The sequence below is a fragment of the Streptomyces sp. NPDC053048 genome (genome assembly GCF_044547045.1).
Taxonomy (GTDB): domain Bacteria; phylum Actinomycetota; class Actinomycetes; order Streptomycetales; family Streptomycetaceae; genus Streptomyces.
This window is the reverse complement of record NZ_JBITZS010000007.1, coordinates 201,931-222,665: the sequence shown is the minus strand read 5'-3', so window position 1 is coordinate 222,665 and position 20,735 is coordinate 201,931. Positions and strand designations below refer to the sequence as shown.

Sequence of the window (20,735 nt, the reverse complement as noted above, 5' to 3'; positions counted from 1 at the left end):
ATGGCGCATCTGGTTCTTGTCGAGACCACCCCCACAGCCGGATTCAAGATCGCCCAGGAGGCCGTGGCGCTCGGCCACGAAGTGACCTTCGTAGCCGAATCCCTCGACCCCTACCTCGCGGCCGAGGGCGGCGAGGAGGCGCTGAAGGCGGCCACCCGGGTGCTCACCGGGATCACCACCGCCGACGCCGGCAGCCTGCTCGGCACGCTCGAGCAGCTCCACCGCGAGCACCCCGTGCACGGCATGCTCGCCCTCAGCGAAGGCCACCTCCCCGCAATCGCGGAGGCCGCCCACGCCCTCGGTCTGCCTTTTGAAACACCGCAGACCACCAAACGGTTGCGCGACAAGCACGAGGTGCGACACCACCTCGAGCGGGCCGGCGTCCCCCAGCCCGGCTTCCGCCAGGCGCTGACCACCGAGGAGGCCGTGGCGGCCGCCGACGAGCTGGGCTACCCCGTCGTGGTCAAGCCCGCCGACGGCTTCGGCTCCCTCCACGTCGGCGTGGCCGAGGGCCCCGGCCAGGTGGCCGAGCTCGCCGAGGCCGTCATCGGCACCCGCGCCTACGGGCGCGGCATCGCCGGCACCGGCGTGGTGCTGCTCGAGCGCTACGTCCCCGGCCCCGTGGTCAGCTGCGAGATGCTGACCGTGGACGGCGTCCACCACGCCTACGGCTGCGTCGACAAAATGCTCAGCCCGCCCCCGTACCCCGTGGAGCTGGGCGGCTGCTTCCCCGCCGAGCTCACCGACGAGGTGCGCGACGCGGTGGTGCGGGTGTGCGCCCAGGCGCTGGACGCCGTCGGCGTGCGCCGCTCGCACACCCACACCGAGGTGGTGCTCGGCCCCGACGGCCCGCAGATCATCGAGATCAACGGACGGCTCATCGGCGGCTACGTGCCCACGATGATGAACTACGTGCTCGGCCGGAACGTCTACCACGACGTCATCGAGCTCGCCCTCGGCGGCAGCCCCACCCCGCCCGCCACACAAGGCGTCGGCTGCATCCGGGCGCTCACCGCCCCCGCCACCGGCGTCCTGACCGGCATCGACGCCGACGCCGCCCGGCGCGCCCCCGGCGTCGCGGAGATCATGCTGCACGCCCGTCCGGGCCGGCGGGTGCGGCCCGCCCGCGACAACTTCGACCGACTCGGCTTCGTCATCACCACCGGCGCCACCGCGCCCGAGGCACGGGCGGCCGCCGAGGCGGCCCACGACCTCACCGAGGTGAACGTGGCGAAGCCGGAGGGAGTGGTGAGCTGATGCACGCACTGTGTGTCGTCGGCAGCCCCAGCCCACGCTCCCACACCCGGTCCCTCGTCCAGCACATCGCCGGCCTGCTGGAACAGCGCGGCTTCGGGATCACCCTCGTCGACCTGGCCGAGGCCGGCCTCCCGCCCAGCCACCCGGACCACTACTGGAGCGACGCCCCCCACCCCGTACCGCGGGCCCGGAGCTTCCTCGAGGCGGCGCGCGCGTGCGACGCGGTGGTGCTCGGCACCCCCGTGTACCACGCCGGGTACTCGGGGCTGCTGAAGAACGCCCTGGACCTGCTGCCGTACGACACCTTCGACGGCAAGGCCGTCGGCCTCGCCGCCAACGCCGGCGGACCACGTGGTTCCGCCGGCGCGTGCGAGCAACTGCGCCAGGTGGTCAAGGCGCTGGGCGGCTGGCCCGTACCGGCGCAGGTCAGCACGGTCGCCCAGGACTTCACCGGTGACGCGGCCGGCCGGCCCGCGCTCGAGGCGGCCGGCGCGGTCCACGACCGCTGCGCCGCCATGGCCGACCAGCTGGCCGCCTTCACCCGGGCCATGCGCCTGGGGCCGAAGGAGGAGAAGAAGGAGGAGGCGGCCGCGTGAGCATCCCCCTGCGGCGCATGAGAGAGGACCTCGAGGTCGTCGTCGAGCGCGACCCGGCCGTCCGCAGCCGGGGCGAGGCCCTGCTCGCCCCGCATCTGCCGGCGCTGTGGCTGCACCGGATCGCCTCCGGCCTGTACGCGCGCGGACACCGGGTGACGGCACGAGTGCTGTCACTTGTCGGCCGGTTCCTGTCCGGCGGGGTCGACATCCACCCCGGCGCGCGCGTCGGCCGGCGGCTGTTCATCGACCACGGCGCGGCCGTGGTCATCGGCGAGGACGCCGTCATCGGTGACGACGTGACGCTGTACCACCAGGTCACCCTCGGCGCACTCGGCTGGTGGCGGGACCGCCGCAGGGCGCCCGGCGAACGCCGGCACCCCACGCTCGGCGACCGCGTCGTGGTCGGCGCCAACGCCTCAGTCCTGGGGCCCGTGCGCGTCGGCGACGACAGCATGGTGGGCGCGCACTCCCTGGTCACCTCCGACGTCCCGGCCGGCAGCCGGGTGTGGGCGGCCAAGAGCCAGGTCCAGCAGAAGGACAGGCCTGTCGTGGTGCCGCAGGGAACGACCGGCGTGACAACTACGGACGTGACAAGGAAGAGAAGCGCGTGACGAGCAGCAGCACAGGCGTCGACAACACCACGCCGGGCGGCCCCGGCTACCGCGAGGTCCTGCGGGAGTCCTTCAGCCGGCGCTACGAGGACGGCGCGGACTCGTGGAGCGAGGAGCCCGCCATGCGGCTGCTGGTGCCCATGCTCACCGCCGAGCTGGCACCCGGCAGCCACGTCATCGACATCGGCGCGGGGCGCGGCCGGGACGCCGAGGCGCTGCTCGCCGCCGGCCACCGGGTCACCGTCGTCGACCTCGTCCGCCTGCCCGACTGGGACGCGCTCGCCGAACGCTGGGGCGACAGGGTCGAGTTCGTCGTCGGCAACTTCACGGAGTCGGGGGCGGAGGCGGGGTCGGAGCGGGGGCAGGGGCCGGAGTCGGAACCGAAATCGGAACCGGAGCCGGGCGAGGGCCCCGCCGTGTTCGACGCGGCGGTCGACAACGGCGTGCTGCACCACCAGGACCCGGCCGACTACCCGGCGTACCTGGCGGGCGTGCGCCGGCGGCTGCGCCCCGGCGGCCTGCTGGCCATCAGCCTGTTCACCACCGCCGAGGAGCTCGCCGAAGGCGTCCTCAACCGTGCCGACGACGGCCGCCTCTCGCGCTGGTTCAACGAGCAGGAGGCGGCGGAGCTGCTGTCCGGTGCCGGATTCGCCGTCACCACGACGCGCCTGGTGCGCAGGGAACTGCCAGGGCTGGCCTACCTGCTGGTGCTGGCGCGGCGCGTCGAGTCCTGAGGGCGGGCGCCATGACCGACGCACCGAAGGGACAGCGCACCGCCGCGGCCGCCTCCCCGGCCTCCGCCGGTACGGCCGCCGGCGCCGGTCCCATGTTCGACTCCTTGCGGGTGCGGAACTACCGGTACTTCTTCATCGGGCAGTTCCTGTCCAACTCCGGCACCTGGATGCAGTTCGTCGCCCAGGACTGGCTGGTGTTCTCCCTCACCGGCAGTACGTTCGCGGTGGGCGTCACCACCGCGCTGCAGTTCCTGCCCGTGCTGCTCTTCGGCCTGTTCGGGGGCGTGGCCGCCGACCGGTACCCCAAGCGGCGGATCCTGCTCGCGACGCAGACCACGATGGGCGTCCTCGCCGCCGCGCTGGCGGTCCTGACGCTGACGGACGTCGTCTCCGTCGTCCACGTCTACTGCTTCGCCTTCCTCCTCGGCCTGATGAACACCTTCACCAACCCCGCGATCCAGACGTTCGTGGTGGAGATGGTGGGCCCGGAGAAGCTGAGCAACGCGGTCAGCCTGGGCGCCGTGAACTTCCAGAGCGCCCGGCTGCTCGGCCCGGCCGTCGCGGGCCCGCTGATCGCGGTGATCGGCAGCGGCTGGGCGTTCGCGATCAACGCCCTGTCGTACGTGGCCGTGCTGGCCTCCCTGCTGGCCGTACGGACCGCCGAGCTGCACCCCTCGCGCCCGCAGCCGCGCGAGAAGGGCCAGATCCGGGCCGGCCTGCGGCACGTGCGGGAACATCCGCGGCTGCTGTGGCCGATCGTCCTGGTGGGCTTCGTCTGCACCTTCGGCTTCAACTTCCCGACCCTGCTGTCGGGCTTCGCGTACAACGTCTTCGACGGCGGCGCCAAGGAGTACGGCTGGCTGACGACCGCGGTGGGCGTCGGCGCCCTGACCGGGGCGCTGCTGTCGGCCCGGCGGCGCGGCGGCCGCCCCTGGCTCCTGGTGGCCACGGCGGCCGGTTTCGGGGCCCTGGAGATGCTGAGCGCGCTCGCCCCCGCGCTGTGGGTGTTCGGGCTGGTGCTGGTCGCGGTGGGCCTGCTGAGCGTCGTCTTCAGCACCATGGCCAACTCGCTGGTGCAGCTGGCGACCGACCCCGCGATGCGCGGGCGCGTCATGGGCCTGTACATGCTGGTCTACACGGGCGGCACCCCCATCGGCGGCCCGGTGGTGGGCTGGGTGGTCGAGCACTACGGGGCCAGGGCGGGCGTCCTCGCCTGCGGCGGTGTGGCCGCACTGGCGGCCGGAGTGTTCGCCCTGGCCCTCAGCCGCGGGGCCGGCGCCCGTACGGCGGCGTAGACCGTAGGCCGTAGGCGCGTACGACCGGCAGGCACGCGCGCGTACGGCCGGCAGGGCACGCGCGCGTGCGGCACAGGTGCGTCTCCTCACGGCTCCTCACGGCTCCTCACGGCTCCTCACGGCTCACGCAGGCGTACGGCGAGAGCGGCGATGTCGTCGTCGAGGTCTCCCCTGCTGTGGTGGAGGAGATCACGGTGGAGGGAGTCGACGAGATCGCCGGGCCGGGCCGGGGGCTGCCGGCTCATCCAGGCCGCCAGCGGGAAGAACTCGCCGTCGCGGTTGCGGGCCTCGGTGACGCCGTCGGTGTAGAGCAGCAGCAGGTCGCCGGGGGCGAAGCCGAAGGTGTCGATGCTGTAGCAGTCGCCGATCAGCTCCGCGAGGTTGAGGATCGGCGACGGAGCGGTGGGCTCCAGGACGCGCAGTTCCCCGCGGTTCAGCAGCAGCGGCGGGGGATGGCCACAGTTGAGGATCTTGATCCGGCTGCCCTCGTGGGGGATCTCTACGAGCAGCGCGGTGGCGAAGCGCTCCACCAGATCCTCGGGGGGAAACGCGGCGCTGTAGCGGGTGCTGCTGACCTCCAGGCGACGCGCGACGGCGTCCAGGTCGGCCTCGTCGTAGGCCGCCTCCCGGAAGCAGTTGACCATCGCCGCGGCCGACCCCACCGCCGGCAGGCCCTTGCCCCGCACGTCGCCGATGAGCAGCCGGACCCCGGACGGGGTGTCGACCACTTCGTAGAAGTCGCCGCCGATACGGGCCTCCGCCGCGGCCGCGAGGTAGAGCGACTCGATCTCGATGCCCCCGAACCGGCGCGGCATCGGGCTCAGGACGACCTGCTGCGCCGCGTCGGCGACGAGCCGGACCTGGAAGAGGGTCTGCTCCCGTTGCAGCCGGACGTGGCTTCCGTACGCGGCCGCCACGGTGACCGCGACGATCCCCGCCGCCGTGTACCCCGTCCCCAGGTCGGGGAAGACGGTGCCGAGGCCGATCATCAGGAACAGGCAGACCGTCCCCAGCAGGGCGGTGGGCAGCACGGGCCACATGGCGGCGGCGAGGGCGGGAGCGGCGGGCAGGAGGCGACTGAAGGCCATGTCCGGGGGAGTGGTGTACGCCAGGGCGGCGATGACCACGGTCAGGATCACCGGGGACAGCAGAATCAGCGGTCCCCGGCCGTGGCGACGACGGAGCCGTGGCCGTCCAGGCTTGATCACGGTTCATAGCATATCCAGACAAAATGGACGCAGCGCTCCAGAGGGTGGCGTGGAGGGCACGAAATCCGAACAGGGGTTCCCTCAAACGCGCTTTCCCGTGCGGCCTCCAGTCCGACCGTTGATCACAGGACGGGCATGACCTCGTGGATCCGGGAGAGGGCGAAGACGCGCTCGTCGTTGCGCAGGTGGCACCAGGCGTACAGGTAGGGCCAGTCGAGTTCGAGTCCGCTGAGGGTGCGTACGGTGCGGTTGCCGGAGGCGGTGACGTACTCGATGCTGACCGTGTGCCCCTTGTTGACGGCATGGGCCAGTTGCCGGACGTCGGTGAGGGTCAGATGAAGCGCGTCGCCGGCGATCATCTCTTCGGTGTCGGTGGCGAAGGGTACGTCGTTGTCCGGGTCGGGCCGCGGGGTGGCCAGCGGGGCGGCCCGCAGCCGGGCGGCCAGAGCGCTGGGATCGGCCGGCGCCGGAGCCTGTGGCGCACGGCCACCCGCGCTCCGGAGGGCGGCGCCGCCGGGCGGACGCTGTGGTGGGACAGGGGCGGCCGCGCGGCGACGCGGGGGACGCTCGATGCGTACGGCCCCGTCGGCCGTCTCGGCTACCGGGGCGTAGCCGGCGGTCCGCAGCGCCGCCAGGGTCCGTTCCCACGGGGTTCGACTCACCAGTACCGTCGGCGCAAGCTGCCGCAGTCCGAGCTCGGCGAGTTCCCGGTGGGCGGCCAACTCGGCCAGCAGCGCGGGCTCGTGGCCGTGGATCACGCAGGCAACGTCTGCGACGCGCAACCGGCCATGACTGCGCGCCGTGTCATGGATCAGATAGGACAACGGCTGAGGCAGCGGTTCGACGGCGACGGCGGCCAGATCGCCCACGATCGAGCCGGGGTCGCGACCGGTGTCCAGGGCGCGGCGCACGGTGGCCGGGCTGAACCGCCACACCGACGCCGCACCGACCGCTTCCCGATCGGCGACGGAATCCAGCAGTGCGGCAAGGCGAGCGGAGGGTGTGCCCGAGACGACGGCCGTGAGGTCGGCGCCGAAGCGGGCAGCCGCGGTGGCGGCGGGCAACAGCCGCTGACAGGCGGCGGCCAGTGCGCCGGTGTCATCGTCTTCATCGTCCAGCAGAGCGGTCCCGATGGGGGACAGGGCGCCGCGGGCGAGCACACCGAGCAGTTCCGCTTCGCGGATCACGGTGGCGAACCGTGTGACGTCCTGAGAGAGTTGTTCGGCCAGCGGCCGGTACCAGGCGATCAACGACCCCAGCGCGGCGACGTTCTTCACCCCCTGCCCCGCCGGGAGCCGTGCCGCGGCGGCCAGGAGCCCGTCCCGGGCCAGGAGGCAGCCTTCACGGGGCGGTGTCCCGGCGAGGGCGGGCAGGGCCTTGCCCTCCTCGTCGCGGGCCCGAGTCGGGGTGAGCGGCAGCTTCCGCCACGCCTGAAGCAGCACGGCGACCCGCTCGGCAGGCTCCCGGCCGGCCCAGGCGTCGTAGCCCTCCGTCGCCGCGACCTTGTCATCGTCGCGGGCCAGCAGACCGGCCGCGTACGCCGTCTCCAGGACGATGCGCACCACGACGTCGTCGCACCGCGCCGCCCTGCCGATCCTGGCCAGCTCGCGTGCTCCGATTCCACCGGCCTTCAGGAGGGCCGGTGGAGAGGCGGCGCACACCGCCAGGACCGAGGCGGCGTGAGCGCCGAGGACCATGGCCGCGGCGGCCGCCTCCCTCTCCACGTCCGCCGGTGTGACGGACACCGACGCCGCGGCGGGTGGGGTGGGCTGGAACGGGCGCCGCCGCGTGCTGCCACCAGGCTTGCTCGCCGGCGCCACCGGCGCCCGGCTCGGCTCGTCCGATGCCGCGCCATCCGGTAGCCGGTCCGGCGGCGGCTCCACCTCCGGTGGGGCGCCCCACGCCTCCCGCAGCGGAGCCACCATGCGCAGCAGCCCCTTGCTGTCCTGCCAGACCAGCGCATGATCGGCCAGGGACTCCAGCGTCGCGTCCAGCCCGTCGGCGAGCTCCCCGGCCGCCGCCCCCAGCCGATCCGCCAGGGCATCGCGCGGCGCGGGCCCCAGCGCCGCGAGGGCCGCGGTCACCTGTAAGTGCGGCAGGGCGAGCCGGGGCACCACGAGCGCCACCGACCCGAAGCGCTGAAGACGGTCCGCCACTTCGCTGACCGACTGCGGCTCCGGCGCACAGGCAACATCTGGGCGGATCACAAGGATCCGCTCCAGCCGCGCGGCCTCGAGACCGTGCAGCCAAGCGGCCAGTGTTGATCCCTCGGACTTACTGATGCCGAACACCCCGCTGTGGAAGAGCAACCGCTGTGGCTGGACGTGGCCCCGAGACACTGCACGGGACCCCGAGGCATCAGCATGGTGCGCATCGCGGGCACCGTGTTCGCCGCATCCCTCGAATAGGCGAACGCTCATCGGAAACGACATCCAGACCTTGGCCAGGCCGGTTGGGTGGGTAAGTTCGAGACTGCGGCCGACCATCCGTACGACATCCGCACCGCCTCCCCGCCGCCGCGCCCCTCTGCTGGGGTGGCAGGTACCGCAGGGACTATGAACGCCGGTTGTTCCCTTCGATGAAGCTGGTCACGCGCTCCGCGTAGGCGTCCGGGTGGCTGATGTGGGGGATGTGCCCGGCTCCCTCGAAGGTGTGCGTCTCTGCCTGGGGCAGAGCTCGAGATAGCCGGGCGGTGATCGTGGAGAACCACGGTGGGCTTTCCGTTCCCTTCGTCAGCAGGGCCGGTCCGGTATAGCTGGAGAGGCGGCTGAGGTCGAGATCCGCCCACCCCGGGTCGGCCTGCTCGTCCATGAAGGTGGGGGCGTTGGCGATGAACGTTTCGCGGAGCTGTTCCGGCAGTTGCTCCCAGGCCCCGGGCCCGAGGGCGATCTCCTCCGCGAACTGGCGCGCACCCGCGAGGGTCTCGTCCGCGCGCAGGTGGGCGAGGACGGATTCGATCCTCTCTCCGGTGGCCGCCATCAGCGGCCGCAGCTCGGGATCATCGGCCACGATGCCCATGAGCGGTGGCTCGTGGGCGACGAGGCCCCGGAAGAGCTCGGGCCGCCGGGCCGCCAGGCCGAGTGCGGTCGAGGCGCCGAAGGAGTTGCCCGCGACGTACGCCGGCGCGAACCCGAAGGTCTCGATCAGAGCGGCCAGGTCTTCCTCGTCCTCGAACCGGGATCCCTGCCCTGGCGGGCGTTCGCTCTGGCTGTGCCCCCGCCGGTCGTAGACGAGCACCCGAAACCTCAGCGCGAGGGCGTGCAGCACCGGGGCCCAGCCGGCGTGGTCGCTCCAGGAGCCGTGCACCAGCACCAGCGGATCGCCGTCCCCGCCCGCCTCGTAGAAGAGTTCGACGCCGTTCACTCCGACCCGTGGCATACCTGGTCTCCTTACCGGCCGGCGACGGCCGCTGGAACCAATGAGGCACCACACGCCCGGCCGGTGCAACTGCGGTAGGCCGAACGCCGCACTTCCTGACGCCCCGTGCCCCGGAACGGATCAAGTCGCCCCGGCGGGGAGGGAAGTCGGCGACGCGGGAACGACGATCCGTGTCGGTGCCCGGAGCATCCCAGGTGCGGCGTGGTACTACCCGCACCCCAGCCCGCCGGCACCCCGGCCCGCCGGCCCGCCGGATCAAGAATCGCGTCGCGTTCCGGAGCCCGGTCGAGGTCGAGGAGGAGCGGGGCTGGTGAGGGCGGCCAGGGTGCGGCGGGGTCTCCTGGGCCTGACATACGCCGCTGTCCACCACGCCGTCCACCATGACCGCCAGGCTGCCGACTCATGACCCGGGCCGGCGCGACGGCCCCCACAGGGGAGGAAAGCGGGGCGGGGGCGGCGGACCGCCTGGCGACACACCCGTGACCCGGTCCGCCGCCTATTGTCTGGCGGCAGGAGCCGACGCCCTGGCCCACCCGGCCTGGGGCACGGCGCCGCCGCCGTGGGCTCCGGGCCGACGGGAAGCCTCCACCAGCATCGGATCCGGCATCGGACCCGGCATCGAAAGAGACGTCCGCGTGACCGACGCCGCCGGCGGTCCGGACGACGACCGCACCTGGTGCATCTCCGATGTCGACATCTTCCGCGACCTCAGCGAGCGGGAGATGGACGCCATCGCCGCGGCGGCACCCATGAAGGGCTACCTGGCGGGCGAGGTCCTCTACTCGCCCCACCAGCCCAGCGAGACCATTTTCATCCTCAAGCGCGGCCGGGTCCGCGTCTTCCGCGTCTCCGCCGACGGCCGGGCGCTCACCACCGCGATCATCTCCCCCGGCACGATTTTCGGAGAGATGGTGCTGCTGGGGCAGCGCATGTACGACAACTTCGCCGAAGCCCTCGACGAGGTCACCGTCTGCGTGATGAGCCGCGCCGACGTCCGCCGCCTGCTGCTGTCCGACTCTCGCGTCGCCGCCCGCATCACCGAAATCCTCGGCCGCCGCCTCGCCGACATAGAGCAACGCCTGTCCGACAGCATCTTCAAGAGCGTGCCCCAGCGCATCGCGGCCACCCTGATCACCCTCGCGGCCGAAGTCCGCCCGCGCCCTCTGGCGCCGCGCCGGCCGCAGATCGCCCTGACGCATCAACAGATCGCCGCCCTGGCGGGGACCTCACGCGAAACCACCACCAAAGTCCTGCACGACTTCGCCGACCGCGGCCTGCTCCGCCTCGCCCGAGGACGCATCACCGTACTCGACGCCCCACGGCTCAGGGACGAATCCGGCTGATCGCAGCATGACCCGTGGACGCCGGGGCGTTCTCGCCCAGCGAGGCCCACGGGGCGCGTCGATCAGGTCGCCTCCGTCGTACCGAGGGCGACCGGCTGCGGGCGCGGCCCGCCGACGCCGACACTCCGCTCTTGGTGCGTCACGCGCTGTCTGTCCGCGCCCGCCCGTCGATGGGCCTTGGCCACGGCGCGATCAGACTCCGTGGCGGGCGTGCCGCACGTCACGTCCGATCCGTGCATCCGGAGGGACCGTCCTGGGCCGGCCTCTGATCCGGGCCGTGCGTCCCGGTTCGCTCGCGACCGCAGGCGGCAACGGCAACCAAAACGGCAACCACGGAACGCGAAGAGCCCCACCGCAAGCGGTGGGGCTCTTCGACATCGTGCCCGGTGAGGCACTGGCGGAGGATACGAGATTCGAACTCGTGAGGGGTTGCCCCCAACACGCTTTCCAAGCGTGCGCCCTAGGCCTCTAGGCGAATCCTCCGCCGCAAACAATACAAGACTCCGGGCAGTGCTCGCGACCTTGATCGCGAATGAAGATCACGACGGGGGGTTCCCGGGGTCGGGGGTGGCCACGCACCCCCCGGCATCGGCTAGGGTGGGGGCAAGCCCCTCACGTGGCGCTATCTCACCCAACTCCCCCAGGGCCGGAAGGCAGCAAGGGTAAGTGGGCTCTGGCGGGTGCGTGGGGGGCCCTTGTGTTTCCCGGGGCTGTTTCCCCGGGCCGACGGGGGTCGGCCGGGCCGGCAGGGGCCGGTGAGGGCCCGGAAACTGTGAGCGAGGCCACTTGTCAGTGGGGCCCGATATCGTCGTAGGTGTGTCGTCCCTCGCGCTCTACCGCCGCTACCGCCCCGAGTCCTTCGCCGAGGTCATCGGGCAGGAGCATGTCACCACCCCGTTGCAGCAGGCGCTGCGCAACAACAGGGTCAACCACGCGTACCTGTTCAGCGGGCCGCGCGGCTGCGGAAAGACGACCAGCGCGCGCATCCTCGCGCGCTGCCTGAACTGCGAGCAGGGCCCCACACCCACCCCGTGCGGCACCTGCCAGTCCTGCGTCGACCTCGCGCGCAACGGACGCGGGTCCATCGACGTCATCGAGATCGACGCCGCCTCGCACGGTGGCGTCGACGACGCCCGTGAGCTGCGCGAGAAGGCCTTCTTCGGGCCCGCCTCCAGCCGCTACAAGATCTACATCATCGACGAGGCGCACATGGTCACCTCGGCGGGCTTCAACGCCCTGCTGAAGGTGGTCGAGGAGCCCCCGGAGCACCTGAAGTTCATCTTCGCCACCACCGAGCCCGAGAAGGTCATCGGGACCATCCGCTCGCGCACCCACCACTACCCGTTCCGGCTGGTGCCGCCGGGCACCCTGCGTGACTACCTGGGCGAGGTGTGCGAGCGCGAGGCCATCCCTGTCGAGGACGGCGTGCTGCCGCTCGTCGTGCGCGCCGGCGCCGGTTCCGTGCGTGACTCGATGTCCGTCATGGATCAGCTGCTCGCCGGCGCCACCGAGAGCGGTGTGACGTACGCCATGGCGACGTCCCTCCTCGGCTACACCGACGGCTCGCTCCTCGACGCCGTCGTCGACGCGTTCGCGGCCGGTGACGGCGGCGCGGCCTTCGAGGTCGTCGACCGCGTCATCGAGGGTGGCAACGACCCCCGCCGGTTCGTGGCCGACCTGCTCGAGCGCCTGCGGGACCTGGTGATCCTCGCCGCCGTCCCGGACGCCGCCGAGAAGGGCCTCATCGACGCCCCCGCCGACGTCGTGGAGCGCATGCAGGCCCAGGCCTCCGTCTTCGGCGCCGGAGAGCTCAGCCGGGCCGCCGACCTGGTCAACGAGGGCCTGACCGAGATGCGCGGCGCCACCTCGCCGCGCCTGCAGCTGGAGCTGATCTGCGCCCGGGTGCTGCTGCCCGCCGCCTTCGACGACGAACGTTCCCTGCGCGCCCGCCTCGACCGCCTCGAGCGCGGCGGCTTCGCCGCCGGGCCGCCCGCCGGTGTGCCCGCCGCCGGGTACGTACCGGGCCCGCAGGGCCACGCTCCCGTCGCGGCCCCGGCCGCCGGCCCCGCCGGCCCCGCCGCCGCCCGCGCGGCGGTCGCCGGTGCCCCGGCCCCGGCGGCCCCCGCCCCCGTGGCCCCGCCGGCCCCGGCCCCGGCCGCGCCGGCCCCCCAGCCCGTACAGCCCCAGCCCGTACAGCCCCAGCCCGCGGCCGCGCACGCCCCCGCCGGCCCGCCCGCCGCTCCCGCCCCGGCCGTCGGCGCGTGGCCGACCGCGGCCACCCCCGGCTCCCCGGCGGCCGCCGCCGCGCCGAAGGCGGGCGCCTGGCCCACCGCCGCCACGCCCCCGCAGGCGCCGGCGGCACCCGCCGCGGCCACGCCCGCACCGGCCGCCGCGTCCTACGCACCCGCCGGCCACGCCCCGGCAGCCGGCGTCCCCCAGGCCCACGGCGACGCCGGCCAGGCCCGGCAGCTGTGGCCGAACATCCTGGAGGCGGTCAAGAACCGCCGCCGCTTCACCTGGATCCTGCTGAGCCAGAACGCCCAGGTCGCCGGCCTCGACGGCACCACCCTCCAGGTGGGCTTCTCCAACGCCGGAGCGCGCGACAGCTTCGCCAACAGCGGCAGCGAGGACGTCCTGCGCCAGGCCCTGGGCGACCTCGGCCTGCAGTGGAAGACCGAGCTGCTGGTCGACCCGTCCGGCGGCGCGGGCCAGGCCCCGTCCGGCGGCGGCTTCGGCGGCGGCCCCGCCTACGCCCGCCCCCAGCCGCCCGCCGCCCCCGCACCGGCCCACACCCCCGCGCCCGCGCCCGCCGCCCCCCAGCCGGTACCTGCGGCCGCGCCCGCCCCCGCCCCCGCCCTGGAGCCCCAGCAGTCCCCCGCGGGCCCGCCCGCGCCCCCCGCCGCCCCCGCCCAGCAGTACCGGGAGCCGGAGCCGCCGCCCGTCTCCATCGAGGACGACGTGCCCGCCGAGGACGACCCCGACCTCGACGACACCGCCCTGACCGGGCACGACCTGATCGTGCGCGAGCTGGGCGCGACCGTCATCGAGGAGATCGCCAACGAATGACGCGCGAGGGAGCGCGGGGAGCCCGGGGGAGAGGGCGGAAGGGCCGGAGCTCCGGTGCTTCCGGGCGCTCCCCCTCTCCCTCCCGTCTCCTTCCTGCGGCGTAGGGCGCGCCGCGCGGCGAGCACGTAGGCTCGGGCTACCGAAGCAATTCGTTGTCGACAGCCAGGAGCGAAACCGTGATCCCCGGTGGTGGCCAGCCCAACATGCAGCAGCTGCTTCAGCAGGCCCAGAAGATGCAGCAGGACCTCGCGCGGGCCCAGGAGGAGCTGGCGCGCACGCTCGTCGAGGGCTCGGCGGGCGGCGGCCTGGTGAAGGCCACGGTCAGCGGCGCCGGCGAGCTCCAGGGCCTGGTCATCGACCCCAAGGCGGTCGATCCCGAGGACACCGAGACCCTCGCCGACCTGGTGCTCGCCGCCGTGCGCGACGCCAACGCCAGTGCCCAGCAGATGCAGGAGCAGAAGCTCGGCCCGCTCGCCCAGGGCCTGGGCGGCGGCAGCGGCATCCCCGGCCTGCCGTTCTGACCGGTACGTAGGCGACCGGTCACGCACGCAACCGGTCCGGCGATCGCAGAAGCCGTACCGACCATCGCAGAAGGAGAACCCGATCCGTGTATGAAGGCGTGGTCCAGGACCTGATCGACGAGCTGGGCAGGCTGCCCGGTGTCGGGCCCAAGAGCGCCCAGCGGATCGCCTTCCACATCCTCCAGGCCGAGCCGGCCGACGTCCGTCGGCTCGCGCACGCGCTGACCGAGGTCAAGGAGAAGGTCCGGTTCTGCGCCGTCTGCGGCAATGTGGCGCAGGAGGAGCGGTGCCGGGTCTGCCAGGACCCGCGCCGCGACCCCTCCGTCATCTGTGTGGTGGAGGAGCCCAAGGACGTCGTCGCCATCGAGCGGACGCGAGAGTTCCGCGGCCGTTACCACGTACTCGGCGGGGCGATCAGCCCCATCGAAGGCGTCGGCCCGGACGACCTGCGCATCCGCGAGCTGCTGGCGCGGCTCGCGGACGGCACGGTCACCGAGCTGATCCTGGCCACCGACCCCAACCTCGAGGGCGAGGCCACGGCCACGTACCTCGCGCGCATGGTGAAGCCCATGGGGATGAAGGTCACACGTCTGGCCAGTGGTCTGCCCGTGGGTGGGGATCTTGAATATGCCGACGAGGTCACGCTGGGGCGTGCCTTCGAAGGGAGAAGACTTCTCGATGTCTGACGCAACGCTGCACGACTCCAAGCGCGATCCCGACGAGTTCGTCGTATCGATCGCGGACTCGATCGAGAGCTTCATCGTGGCGGTCGCCGAGGTGTCACGCGGCGACGAGCCCGACAGCGCGGTGCCCTTCCTGCTGCTGGAGGTCTCCCAGCTCCTCCTCACCGGGGGCCGGCTGGGCGCGCACGAGGACTTCGTGCCGGACGAGCGCTACGAGCCGGACGTCGGCCCCGAGCCGGACGTCGACGAGCTGCGCGAGCGGTTCGCGGCGATGCTCGACCCGGTGGACGTCTACTCCGAGGTCTTCGACCCCTACGTGCCCCGCAGCGCGCCCGTCGCCTCCCGCATCTCCGACGACCTCGCCGACATCATCACCGACCTGCGGCACGGCATGGCCCACTACCGCGACGGCCGCGTCAGCGAGGCCCTGTGGTGGTGGCAGTTCTCCTACCTCTCCAACTGGGGCCCCACCGCCTCGGCCTGCCTGCGCGCCCTGCAGTCGCTCGTCGCCCACGTCCGGCTCGACCAGCCGCTGGACGAGCTCGACGGCCTGGACACGGACGCGGTGGCCGACGAGCAGCTGGCCGAGGAGGCGGGACGGGTCATGGCGGCGGAGATCGCCGGCCCGCTGGGGCTCAGGACCAGGAGCCTGGGGCCCTGAGCCGCGGCCGGCCCCGCGGCGGGCCGGCGGCGCGCGGCTCGGACACGCCCTAGCGCTCCTTGCGGGAGTCCTCCCGGGAGGACTCCCGGGAGTGCTCCCCGGCGTCCTTCGCGCCCGTTGCGCCCGTCGCGCCTGTCTCGCCCGTCGCGTCGGCCGCGTCCGCCGCGCCCTCGGCGGAGCTCTCCTCGCTCTCCTCGGCCGTCTCTCCGGCCTTCGCGGCCTCCTCGCGGCGCTTGCGCGCGAGTTCCGCGGCCTTCTTCTCCGAGTACAGCCGCATGTCCGCCTCAGCCTTGCGATCGAACACGTCGCCTCCCGCGAGCCGCCCCCCTGCTGTTGCTGTCAGCGTTCCCGCCGGGCCTCCGACCGGAGAGGACCGGAGGGAGCGTGCGGATGCGCGACCGGGAGCGCACGCCGGTACGACCGCCGGTACGAGCGCGACCCGGCAGGACCAGTCTCCGGCACGCCGGCGGGACCCGCAGCGCGCCGCAGGCCCGCCGGTCTCACCATGTGATACCGGCATGGCCGATTCCTGTCCCTCGTTAGACTGAGCCGACCGCATTACGTATAGCTGCGAGGAGCGCACGTGGGCCTTGTCGTGCAGAAGTACGGAGGCTCCTCCGTTGCCGATGCCGAGGGCATCAAGCGGGTCGCCAAGCGAGTCGTGGAAGCCAAGAAGAACGGCCACCAGGTGGTCGTCGTGGTTTCCGCGATGGGCGACACGACGGACGAGTTGATCGATCTCGCCGCGCAGGTTTCGCCGATCCCTGCCGGGCGTGAGTTCGACATGCTGCTGACCGCCGGAGAGCGGATCTCCATGGCGCTGCTGGCGATGGCGATCAAAAACCTCGGTCACGAGGCGCAGTCGTTCACCGGCAGCCAGGCCGGAGTCATCACCGACTCGGTCCACAACAAGGCGCGCATCATCGATGTCACGCCGGGCCGCATCCAGCAGTCCGTCGAGGCGGGCAACATCGCGATCGTGGCCGGCTTCCAGGGCGTGTCCCAGGACAAGAAGGACATCACCACCCTGGGCCGGGGCGGCAGCGACACCACCGCCGTCGCGCTGGCGGCCGCGCTGGACGCCGAGGTCTGCGAGATCTACACCGACGTCGACGGCGTCTTCACCGCCGACCCGCGGGTGGTGAAGAAGGCCCGCAAGATCGACTGGATCTCGTTCGAGGACATGCTGGAGCTGGCGAGCTCCGGCTCCAAGGTGCTGCTCCACCGCTGCGTGGAGTACGCCCGCCGTTACAACATCCCGATCCACGTCCGCTCGTCCTTCTCCGGGCTGCGCGGCACCTGGGTCAGCAACGAACCGCAAGGGGACCAGCCGATGGAGCAGGCGATCATCTCGGGCGTCGCGCACGACACCTCCGAGGCGAAGGTCACGGTCGTCGGCGTACCGGACAAGCCGGGCGAGGCCGCGGCCATCTTCCGCGCGATCGCGGACGCCGAGATCAACATCGACATGGTCGTCCAGAACGTGTCCGCCGCGACGACCGGTCTGACCGACATCTCCTTCACCCTCCCCAAGACCGAGGGCCACAAGGCGATCGAGGCGCTGGAGCGGACCAAGGCCGGCGTGGGCTTCGACTCGCTGCGCTACGACGACCAGATCGCGAAGATCTCGCTGGTCGGCGCGGGCATGAAGACCAACCCGGGCGTCACCGCGACGTTCTTCGAGGCGCTGTCCAACGCCGGCGTGAACATCGAGCTGATCTCGACCTCCGAGATCCGCATCTCGGTCGTCACCCGCGCCGACGACGTCAACGAGTCCGTCCGGGCCGTCCACACGGCCTTCGGCCTGGACACCGAGAGCGACGAAGCGGTCGTGTACGGAGGCACCGGCCGATGACGGCCGCGGGCCTCGGCGGTACGGGAGCCCGTCCGGAACCGGACGCCCGTACCGCCGGGCCCACCCTCGCCGTCGTCGGCGCCACCGGCGCCGCGGGCGCGGTGATGCTGGAGATCCTGTCGCAGCACGCGGACATCTGGGGCGAGATCCGTCTCGTCGCGTCCGCGCGCTCGGCGGGACGGCGGCTGGCCGTGCGGGGCGAGGAGACCGAGGTCGTCGCGCTGACCGAGGAGTCGTTCGACGGCGTCGACGTCGCGGTCTTCGACGTGCCGGACGACATCGCCGCGCGCTGGGCGCCGATCGCCGCCGCCAAGGGCGCGGTGGTCGTGGACACCTCCGCCGCGTTCCGGATGGACCCGGACGTTCCGCTGGTGGTGCCCGAGGTGAACGCGCCCGCGGCGCGGGTGCGCCCGCGCGGGATCATCGCCACCCCGCACTGCACGACGCTGTCGGTGATCGTCGCGGTGGCCGCGCTGCACGCCGAGTTCGGGCTGAGCGAGCTGGTGCTCTCGACCTACCAGGCGGTGTCGGCCGAGGGCCGCAGGGGCGTCGGCGCGCTGCGCGCGCAGCTCGCGGCCGTCGTGGGCACGGAACTGGGCACGCAGCCCGGTGACGTACGACGCGCGGTCGGCGACGGCACGGGCCCGTTCCCGGCGCCGGTGGCGCTGAACGTGGTGCCGTGGACCGGTTCGCCGGCGGTCGGCGGGTGGTCCTCGGAGGAGCTCGGGCTGCGGGACGAGTCGCGCAAGATCCTGGGGCTGCCGGACCTGCGGGTGAACGCCACCTGTGTGCGCGTACCCGTCGTCACGACGCACTCGGTGAGCGTGCACGCGCGGTTCGAGAACGAGGTGACGGTCGAGCGGGCCCACGAGATCCTGGCGAACGCGCCGGGGGTGGTGCTGTGCGACAGCCCGGCGCACGGCGAGTTCCCCACGCCCGCCGACGCGGTGGGCACCGACCCGGCGTGGGTGGGGCGGGTGCGGCGCTCGCTGGACGACCCCAGGGCGCTCGAACTCTTCGTCTGTGTCGACAATCTACGCAAGGGCGCGGCCCTGAACAGCGCTCAGATCGCCGAATCCGTGGCGGCGGAGCTGACAGCTCCGCAATACTTGGGAGAAGTGTGAAGGTCCTGTGATCATCTGCCATCCGGCTGTGATCAACTTATTGGTACGGACCTCTTGAACTGGGCAGACGAACTGTTCGACGATTCGCTCCCCGCCCACCGCAACCGCGGCTGAGGCGGGGAGCGTCTTCGTTGCCGTCTCTCGCGGCGGTACCAAAAAAGGGGCATTGAGGAAGAGTTGGTACGCATGAGGGCATGTGGCGCGTTGCCGAAGAACGTGTCAGCGGACGTGTCGCCGGACGCCTCGCCGGACGCCCACTCGGGCATCACACCGGGCGCCCCGACCCACGTCATGCCCCGCGCGTACAACCCTGACGGGGGGAAGCGTGTCCAACAGGCGTGGCAGAGGTCATCAGCATCGCAACCGTCCCGAGGCGCGGCAGCGCCCCGGCACGCCCGCGTACCGGCTCGCCGGGCGGTATGCCGGTGATAGCCCCCTGGTCGGCCGCCCGCCCCGCACAGATACCGCCCCAGCTCCCCTCGCAGACGCCGCCGCAGCGCGGGGACGCTGACGAGGCGATGGCAGCGGGCACCACCGTCGACCACCTCACCGAGACCTACCGGGCCCACTACCGGTCCCTGCTCGGCCTCGCCGCCCTGCTTCTCGACGACACCGCGTCCTGCGAGGACGTGGTGCAGGAAGCATTCATCCGCGTGCACTCCGCGCGCGGCCGGGTCCGTGACCCCGAAAAGACCCTCGCCTACCTGCGGCAGACCGTGGTCAACCTGTCCCGCTCCGCGCTCCGCCGCCGCATCCTCGGGCTCAAGCTGCTGTCCAAGCCGATGCCCGACATGGCGAGCGCGGAAGAAGGGGCGTACGAACAGCTGGAGCGCGACCAATTGATCAAAGCGATGCGTGGACTGCAGCGCCGCCAGCGTGAGGTCCTCGTCCTCCGCTACTTCGCCGACATGACCGAGGCCCAGGTCGCCGAGACCCTGGGCCTGTCCCTGGGCTCGGTGAAGGCGTACGGCTCGCGGGGGATCGCGGCGCTCCGGATCGCCATGGAGGCGCCGGTATGAGCCACCACAACGGCGACCGGTTCGGACGGAATGGCCGGGACGGCCGGAAAGGCCGGGACGGTCACGGCGAGCGGTTCGGCGAGGACGGAGCGTTCGGGCAGGACAGCCGGGACGGTCACGATGACCGGTTCGGGGAGAACAGCCGAGATGGTCACGACGACCGGTTCGGCGAGGTCGGAGTGTTCGGGCAGGGCCCCTCGCGGATGCCGGACGGCGACGGCGACGGAGCCCTCGACGAGCAGGCGCTGCGGCGACTGCTGCACGGCGCCGTCGGCGACCTCGAGCCCTCCGCGGACGCGCTGGACCACCTGCGCCGAGCCGTGCCCGCCCGGCGTACCCGCAGGCGTCAGGCCGTCGTGGGCGCCGCGGCGGCCGTGATCCTCGGGGCCACGGCCCTGCCTCTGCTGATCCACGTCGCCACCGCCGACACCACCGCCGACGAGCGCTCCACCAACGCGGCCAGCAGCCGCCAGCGCACCCACGACCAGAACGCCGGCGGACCGCGTGACGCAGGCGGCGAGAACGGCAGCACCCGCGGCGGCACCGCCGGACCGGACGCACGCAAGGACAAGGACCAGGGGAAGGACGAGCGAGGCAGGAAGGACGGCAGCACCACCGGCCCCACGGGCTCGACCGGCGGCACACCGCCCGCCTCCGCGCCCACACTGGCCGCGTCCTCGCCCACCTGCGACCGCGTCCAGCTCGGCAAGGGCGTGGGCACCGTCGGCGCCGCCGACAAGGAGGGCCGCGTCTACGGCGCCTTCCGGGTCGTCAACGTCTCCGGCACCGTCTGCGCGGTGACCGGCGCCGGCGAGGTCGCCGCCCACGCACAGGGCGGAGCCGAGAGCTCCAGGGTGTCCGTCGTGGACCACACACCGGGTGACGCGGCTGTCGGACTGCCCGACCCGTCCACCGAACCCAGCCAAGTGATCCTCCAGCCCGGCCAGGCCTACGAGATCCAGTTCGCCTGGATCCCGGCCGCCGACGGTGGCCCCAGCGGCTGCGCCAGGCCCACCAAACCCACCACCGGCCCGCAGCCCACACCCTCCGCGGCCCCCGGCACGACCGACACCACGACCGAGGCGAAGCCCCAGGCGGCCCAGGAGAACACCGCCCCCCAGCCGCCCCCGGCGAGCGTCACCCTGAGCCACACCCCGGACTCGGGCGAACCCAAGGCGGCCGACGCCACGATCCCGGACGCGTGCGCGGGGACGGTGTACCGCACGGGGCCGCTGTCTACGGCACCGACTGCCTAGGGGGGCTTCCCCCCCCCGCCCCCCCGGGGGCCCCGCCCCCACCCCTCCCCGCCCCCTGCCCACCCCACCCGCACCCCGCCGCCACCCGCCGTGCCTCACACCCGGCCCCGGGGCACGGTGTTCGTCAC

At 72.8% G+C, this 20,735-nt stretch carries 18 protein-coding genes, 1 tRNA gene and 1 other RNA gene; 15 read left to right on the top strand and 5 right to left on the bottom strand.

Annotation, left to right across the window (positions count from 1 at the left end; genetic code table 11):
• The 5 genes from ACIG36_RS20275 to ACIG36_RS20255 are packed head-to-tail and all read left to right on the top strand — an operon-like array spanning window position 1 to window position 4,493.
• Window positions 1–1,257, top strand: coding sequence for an ATP-grasp domain-containing protein (locus ACIG36_RS20275; protein ID WP_399929409.1), 1,257 nt, complete (start codon window positions 1–3; stop codon window positions 1,255–1,257).
• The gene (locus tag ACIG36_RS20270) at window positions 1,257–1,853 is read left to right on the top strand and encodes an NADPH-dependent FMN reductase (protein WP_399929406.1); all 597 of its coding nucleotides are present in this window, start codon (window positions 1,257–1,259) and stop codon (window positions 1,851–1,853) included. The genes ACIG36_RS20275 and ACIG36_RS20270 overlap by 1 nt, the downstream gene beginning before the upstream one ends.
• Window positions 1,850–2,464: a serine O-acetyltransferase EpsC gene (epsC, locus tag ACIG36_RS20265; RefSeq protein ID WP_399929403.1), complete on the top strand. Its 615-nt coding sequence runs from the start codon at window positions 1,850–1,852 to the stop codon at window positions 2,462–2,464. Before ACIG36_RS20270 ends, epsC begins: the two co-directional genes overlap by 4 nt.
• Window positions 2,461–3,198, top strand: a complete 738-nt coding sequence (locus tag ACIG36_RS20260) for an SAM-dependent methyltransferase (protein ID WP_399929398.1) — start codon at window positions 2,461–2,463, stop codon at window positions 3,196–3,198. The genes epsC and ACIG36_RS20260 overlap by 4 nt, the downstream gene beginning before the upstream one ends.
• An 11-nt stretch (window positions 3,199–3,209) precedes the next feature.
• A complete protein-coding gene (locus ACIG36_RS20255) occupies window positions 3,210–4,493 on the top strand; it encodes an MFS transporter (protein WP_399929395.1) in 1,284 nt (427 codons plus the stop codon).
• A 116-nt stretch (window positions 4,494–4,609) separates the two neighbouring features.
• Here ACIG36_RS20255 and ACIG36_RS20250 read toward each other — a convergent pair whose 3' ends face one another.
• From ACIG36_RS20250 to ACIG36_RS20240, 3 genes are all read right to left on the bottom strand, one after another.
• Window positions 4,610–5,701 carry a PP2C family protein-serine/threonine phosphatase gene (locus ACIG36_RS20250; RefSeq protein WP_399929392.1) on the bottom strand — a complete coding sequence of 364 codons (1,092 nt, stop codon included), beginning with the start codon at window positions 5,699–5,701 and terminating at the stop codon, window positions 4,610–4,612.
• Between the two features lie 122 nt (window positions 5,702–5,823).
• The gene (locus tag ACIG36_RS20245; RefSeq protein ID WP_399929389.1) at window positions 5,824–7,857 is read right to left on the bottom strand and encodes a helicase-associated domain-containing protein; all 2,034 of its coding nucleotides are present in this window, start codon (window positions 7,855–7,857) and stop codon (window positions 5,824–5,826) included.
• Between the two features lie 397 nt (window positions 7,858–8,254).
• Window positions 8,255–9,079, bottom strand: coding sequence for an alpha/beta fold hydrolase (locus ACIG36_RS20240; RefSeq protein ID WP_399929385.1), 825 nt, complete (start codon window positions 9,077–9,079; stop codon window positions 8,255–8,257).
• A 635-nt stretch (window positions 9,080–9,714) separates the two neighbouring features.
• Here ACIG36_RS20240 and ACIG36_RS20235 point away from each other — a divergent pair.
• Window positions 9,715–10,422 (top strand): Crp/Fnr family transcriptional regulator, encoded by a 708-nt coding sequence (locus tag ACIG36_RS20235; RefSeq protein ID WP_399929383.1) that lies wholly within the window; start codon window positions 9,715–9,717, stop codon window positions 10,420–10,422.
• Between the two features lie 395 nt (window positions 10,423–10,817).
• Here the strand turns inward: ACIG36_RS20235 and ACIG36_RS20230 are convergent.
• Window positions 10,818–10,905, bottom strand: a tRNA-Ser gene (locus ACIG36_RS20230).
• A gap of 121 nt (window positions 10,906–11,026) precedes the next feature.
• Here ACIG36_RS20230 and ffs point away from each other — a divergent pair.
• The 5 genes from ffs (at window position 11,027) to ACIG36_RS20205 (ending at window position 15,353) form a co-directional block, all read left to right on the top strand.
• An RNA gene (gene ffs / locus ACIG36_RS20225) (signal recognition particle sRNA small type) lies at window positions 11,027–11,121 on the top strand.
• Window positions 11,122–11,238: 117 nt separating this feature from the next.
• On the top strand, window positions 11,239–13,488 hold the full coding sequence (locus ACIG36_RS20220; protein ID WP_399929380.1) for a DNA polymerase III subunit gamma and tau: 2,250 nt from the start codon (window positions 11,239–11,241) through the stop codon (window positions 13,486–13,488).
• Window positions 13,489–13,664: 176 nt separating this feature from the next.
• The gene (locus ACIG36_RS20215; protein WP_399929377.1) at window positions 13,665–14,009 is read left to right on the top strand and encodes a YbaB/EbfC family nucleoid-associated protein; all 345 of its coding nucleotides are present in this window, start codon (window positions 13,665–13,667) and stop codon (window positions 14,007–14,009) included.
• An 86-nt stretch (window positions 14,010–14,095) separates the two neighbouring features.
• On the top strand, window positions 14,096–14,695 hold the full coding sequence (recR, locus tag ACIG36_RS20210; protein ID WP_399929375.1) for a recombination mediator RecR: 600 nt from the start codon (window positions 14,096–14,098) through the stop codon (window positions 14,693–14,695).
• Window positions 14,688–15,353 (top strand): DUF5063 domain-containing protein, encoded by a 666-nt coding sequence (locus tag ACIG36_RS20205; protein WP_399929372.1) that lies wholly within the window; start codon window positions 14,688–14,690, stop codon window positions 15,351–15,353. Before recR ends, ACIG36_RS20205 begins: the two co-directional genes overlap by 8 nt.
• Window positions 15,354–15,402: 49 nt before the next feature.
• Here the strand turns inward: ACIG36_RS20205 and ACIG36_RS20200 are convergent, their stop codons facing one another.
• Window positions 15,403–15,657: a hypothetical protein gene (locus ACIG36_RS20200; RefSeq protein ID WP_399929369.1), complete on the bottom strand. Its 255-nt coding sequence runs from the start codon at window positions 15,655–15,657 to the stop codon at window positions 15,403–15,405.
• Window positions 15,658–15,936: 279 nt separating this feature from the next.
• Between ACIG36_RS20200 and ACIG36_RS20195 the strand changes: the two genes are divergently transcribed.
• The 4 genes from ACIG36_RS20195 to ACIG36_RS20180 all read left to right on the top strand — a co-directional run bounded on the left by ACIG36_RS20195 (window position 15,937) and on the right by ACIG36_RS20180 (window position 20,607).
• A complete protein-coding gene (locus ACIG36_RS20195; RefSeq protein ID WP_399929366.1) occupies window positions 15,937–17,208 on the top strand; it encodes an aspartate kinase in 1,272 nt (423 codons plus the stop codon).
• A complete protein-coding gene (locus tag ACIG36_RS20190) occupies window positions 17,205–18,332 on the top strand; it encodes an aspartate-semialdehyde dehydrogenase (protein WP_399929363.1) in 1,128 nt (375 codons plus the stop codon). Before ACIG36_RS20195 ends, ACIG36_RS20190 begins: the two co-directional genes overlap by 4 nt.
• Window positions 18,333–18,751: 419 nt before the next feature.
• The gene (locus ACIG36_RS20185; protein WP_399929360.1) at window positions 18,752–19,351 is read left to right on the top strand and encodes a SigE family RNA polymerase sigma factor; all 600 of its coding nucleotides are present in this window, start codon (window positions 18,752–18,754) and stop codon (window positions 19,349–19,351) included.
• Window positions 19,348–20,607 carry a hypothetical protein gene (locus ACIG36_RS20180; RefSeq protein WP_399929357.1) on the top strand — a complete coding sequence of 420 codons (1,260 nt, stop codon included), beginning with the start codon at window positions 19,348–19,350 and terminating at the stop codon, window positions 20,605–20,607. Before ACIG36_RS20185 ends, ACIG36_RS20180 begins: the two co-directional genes overlap by 4 nt.
• Window positions 20,608–20,735: the final 128 nt, after the last annotated feature.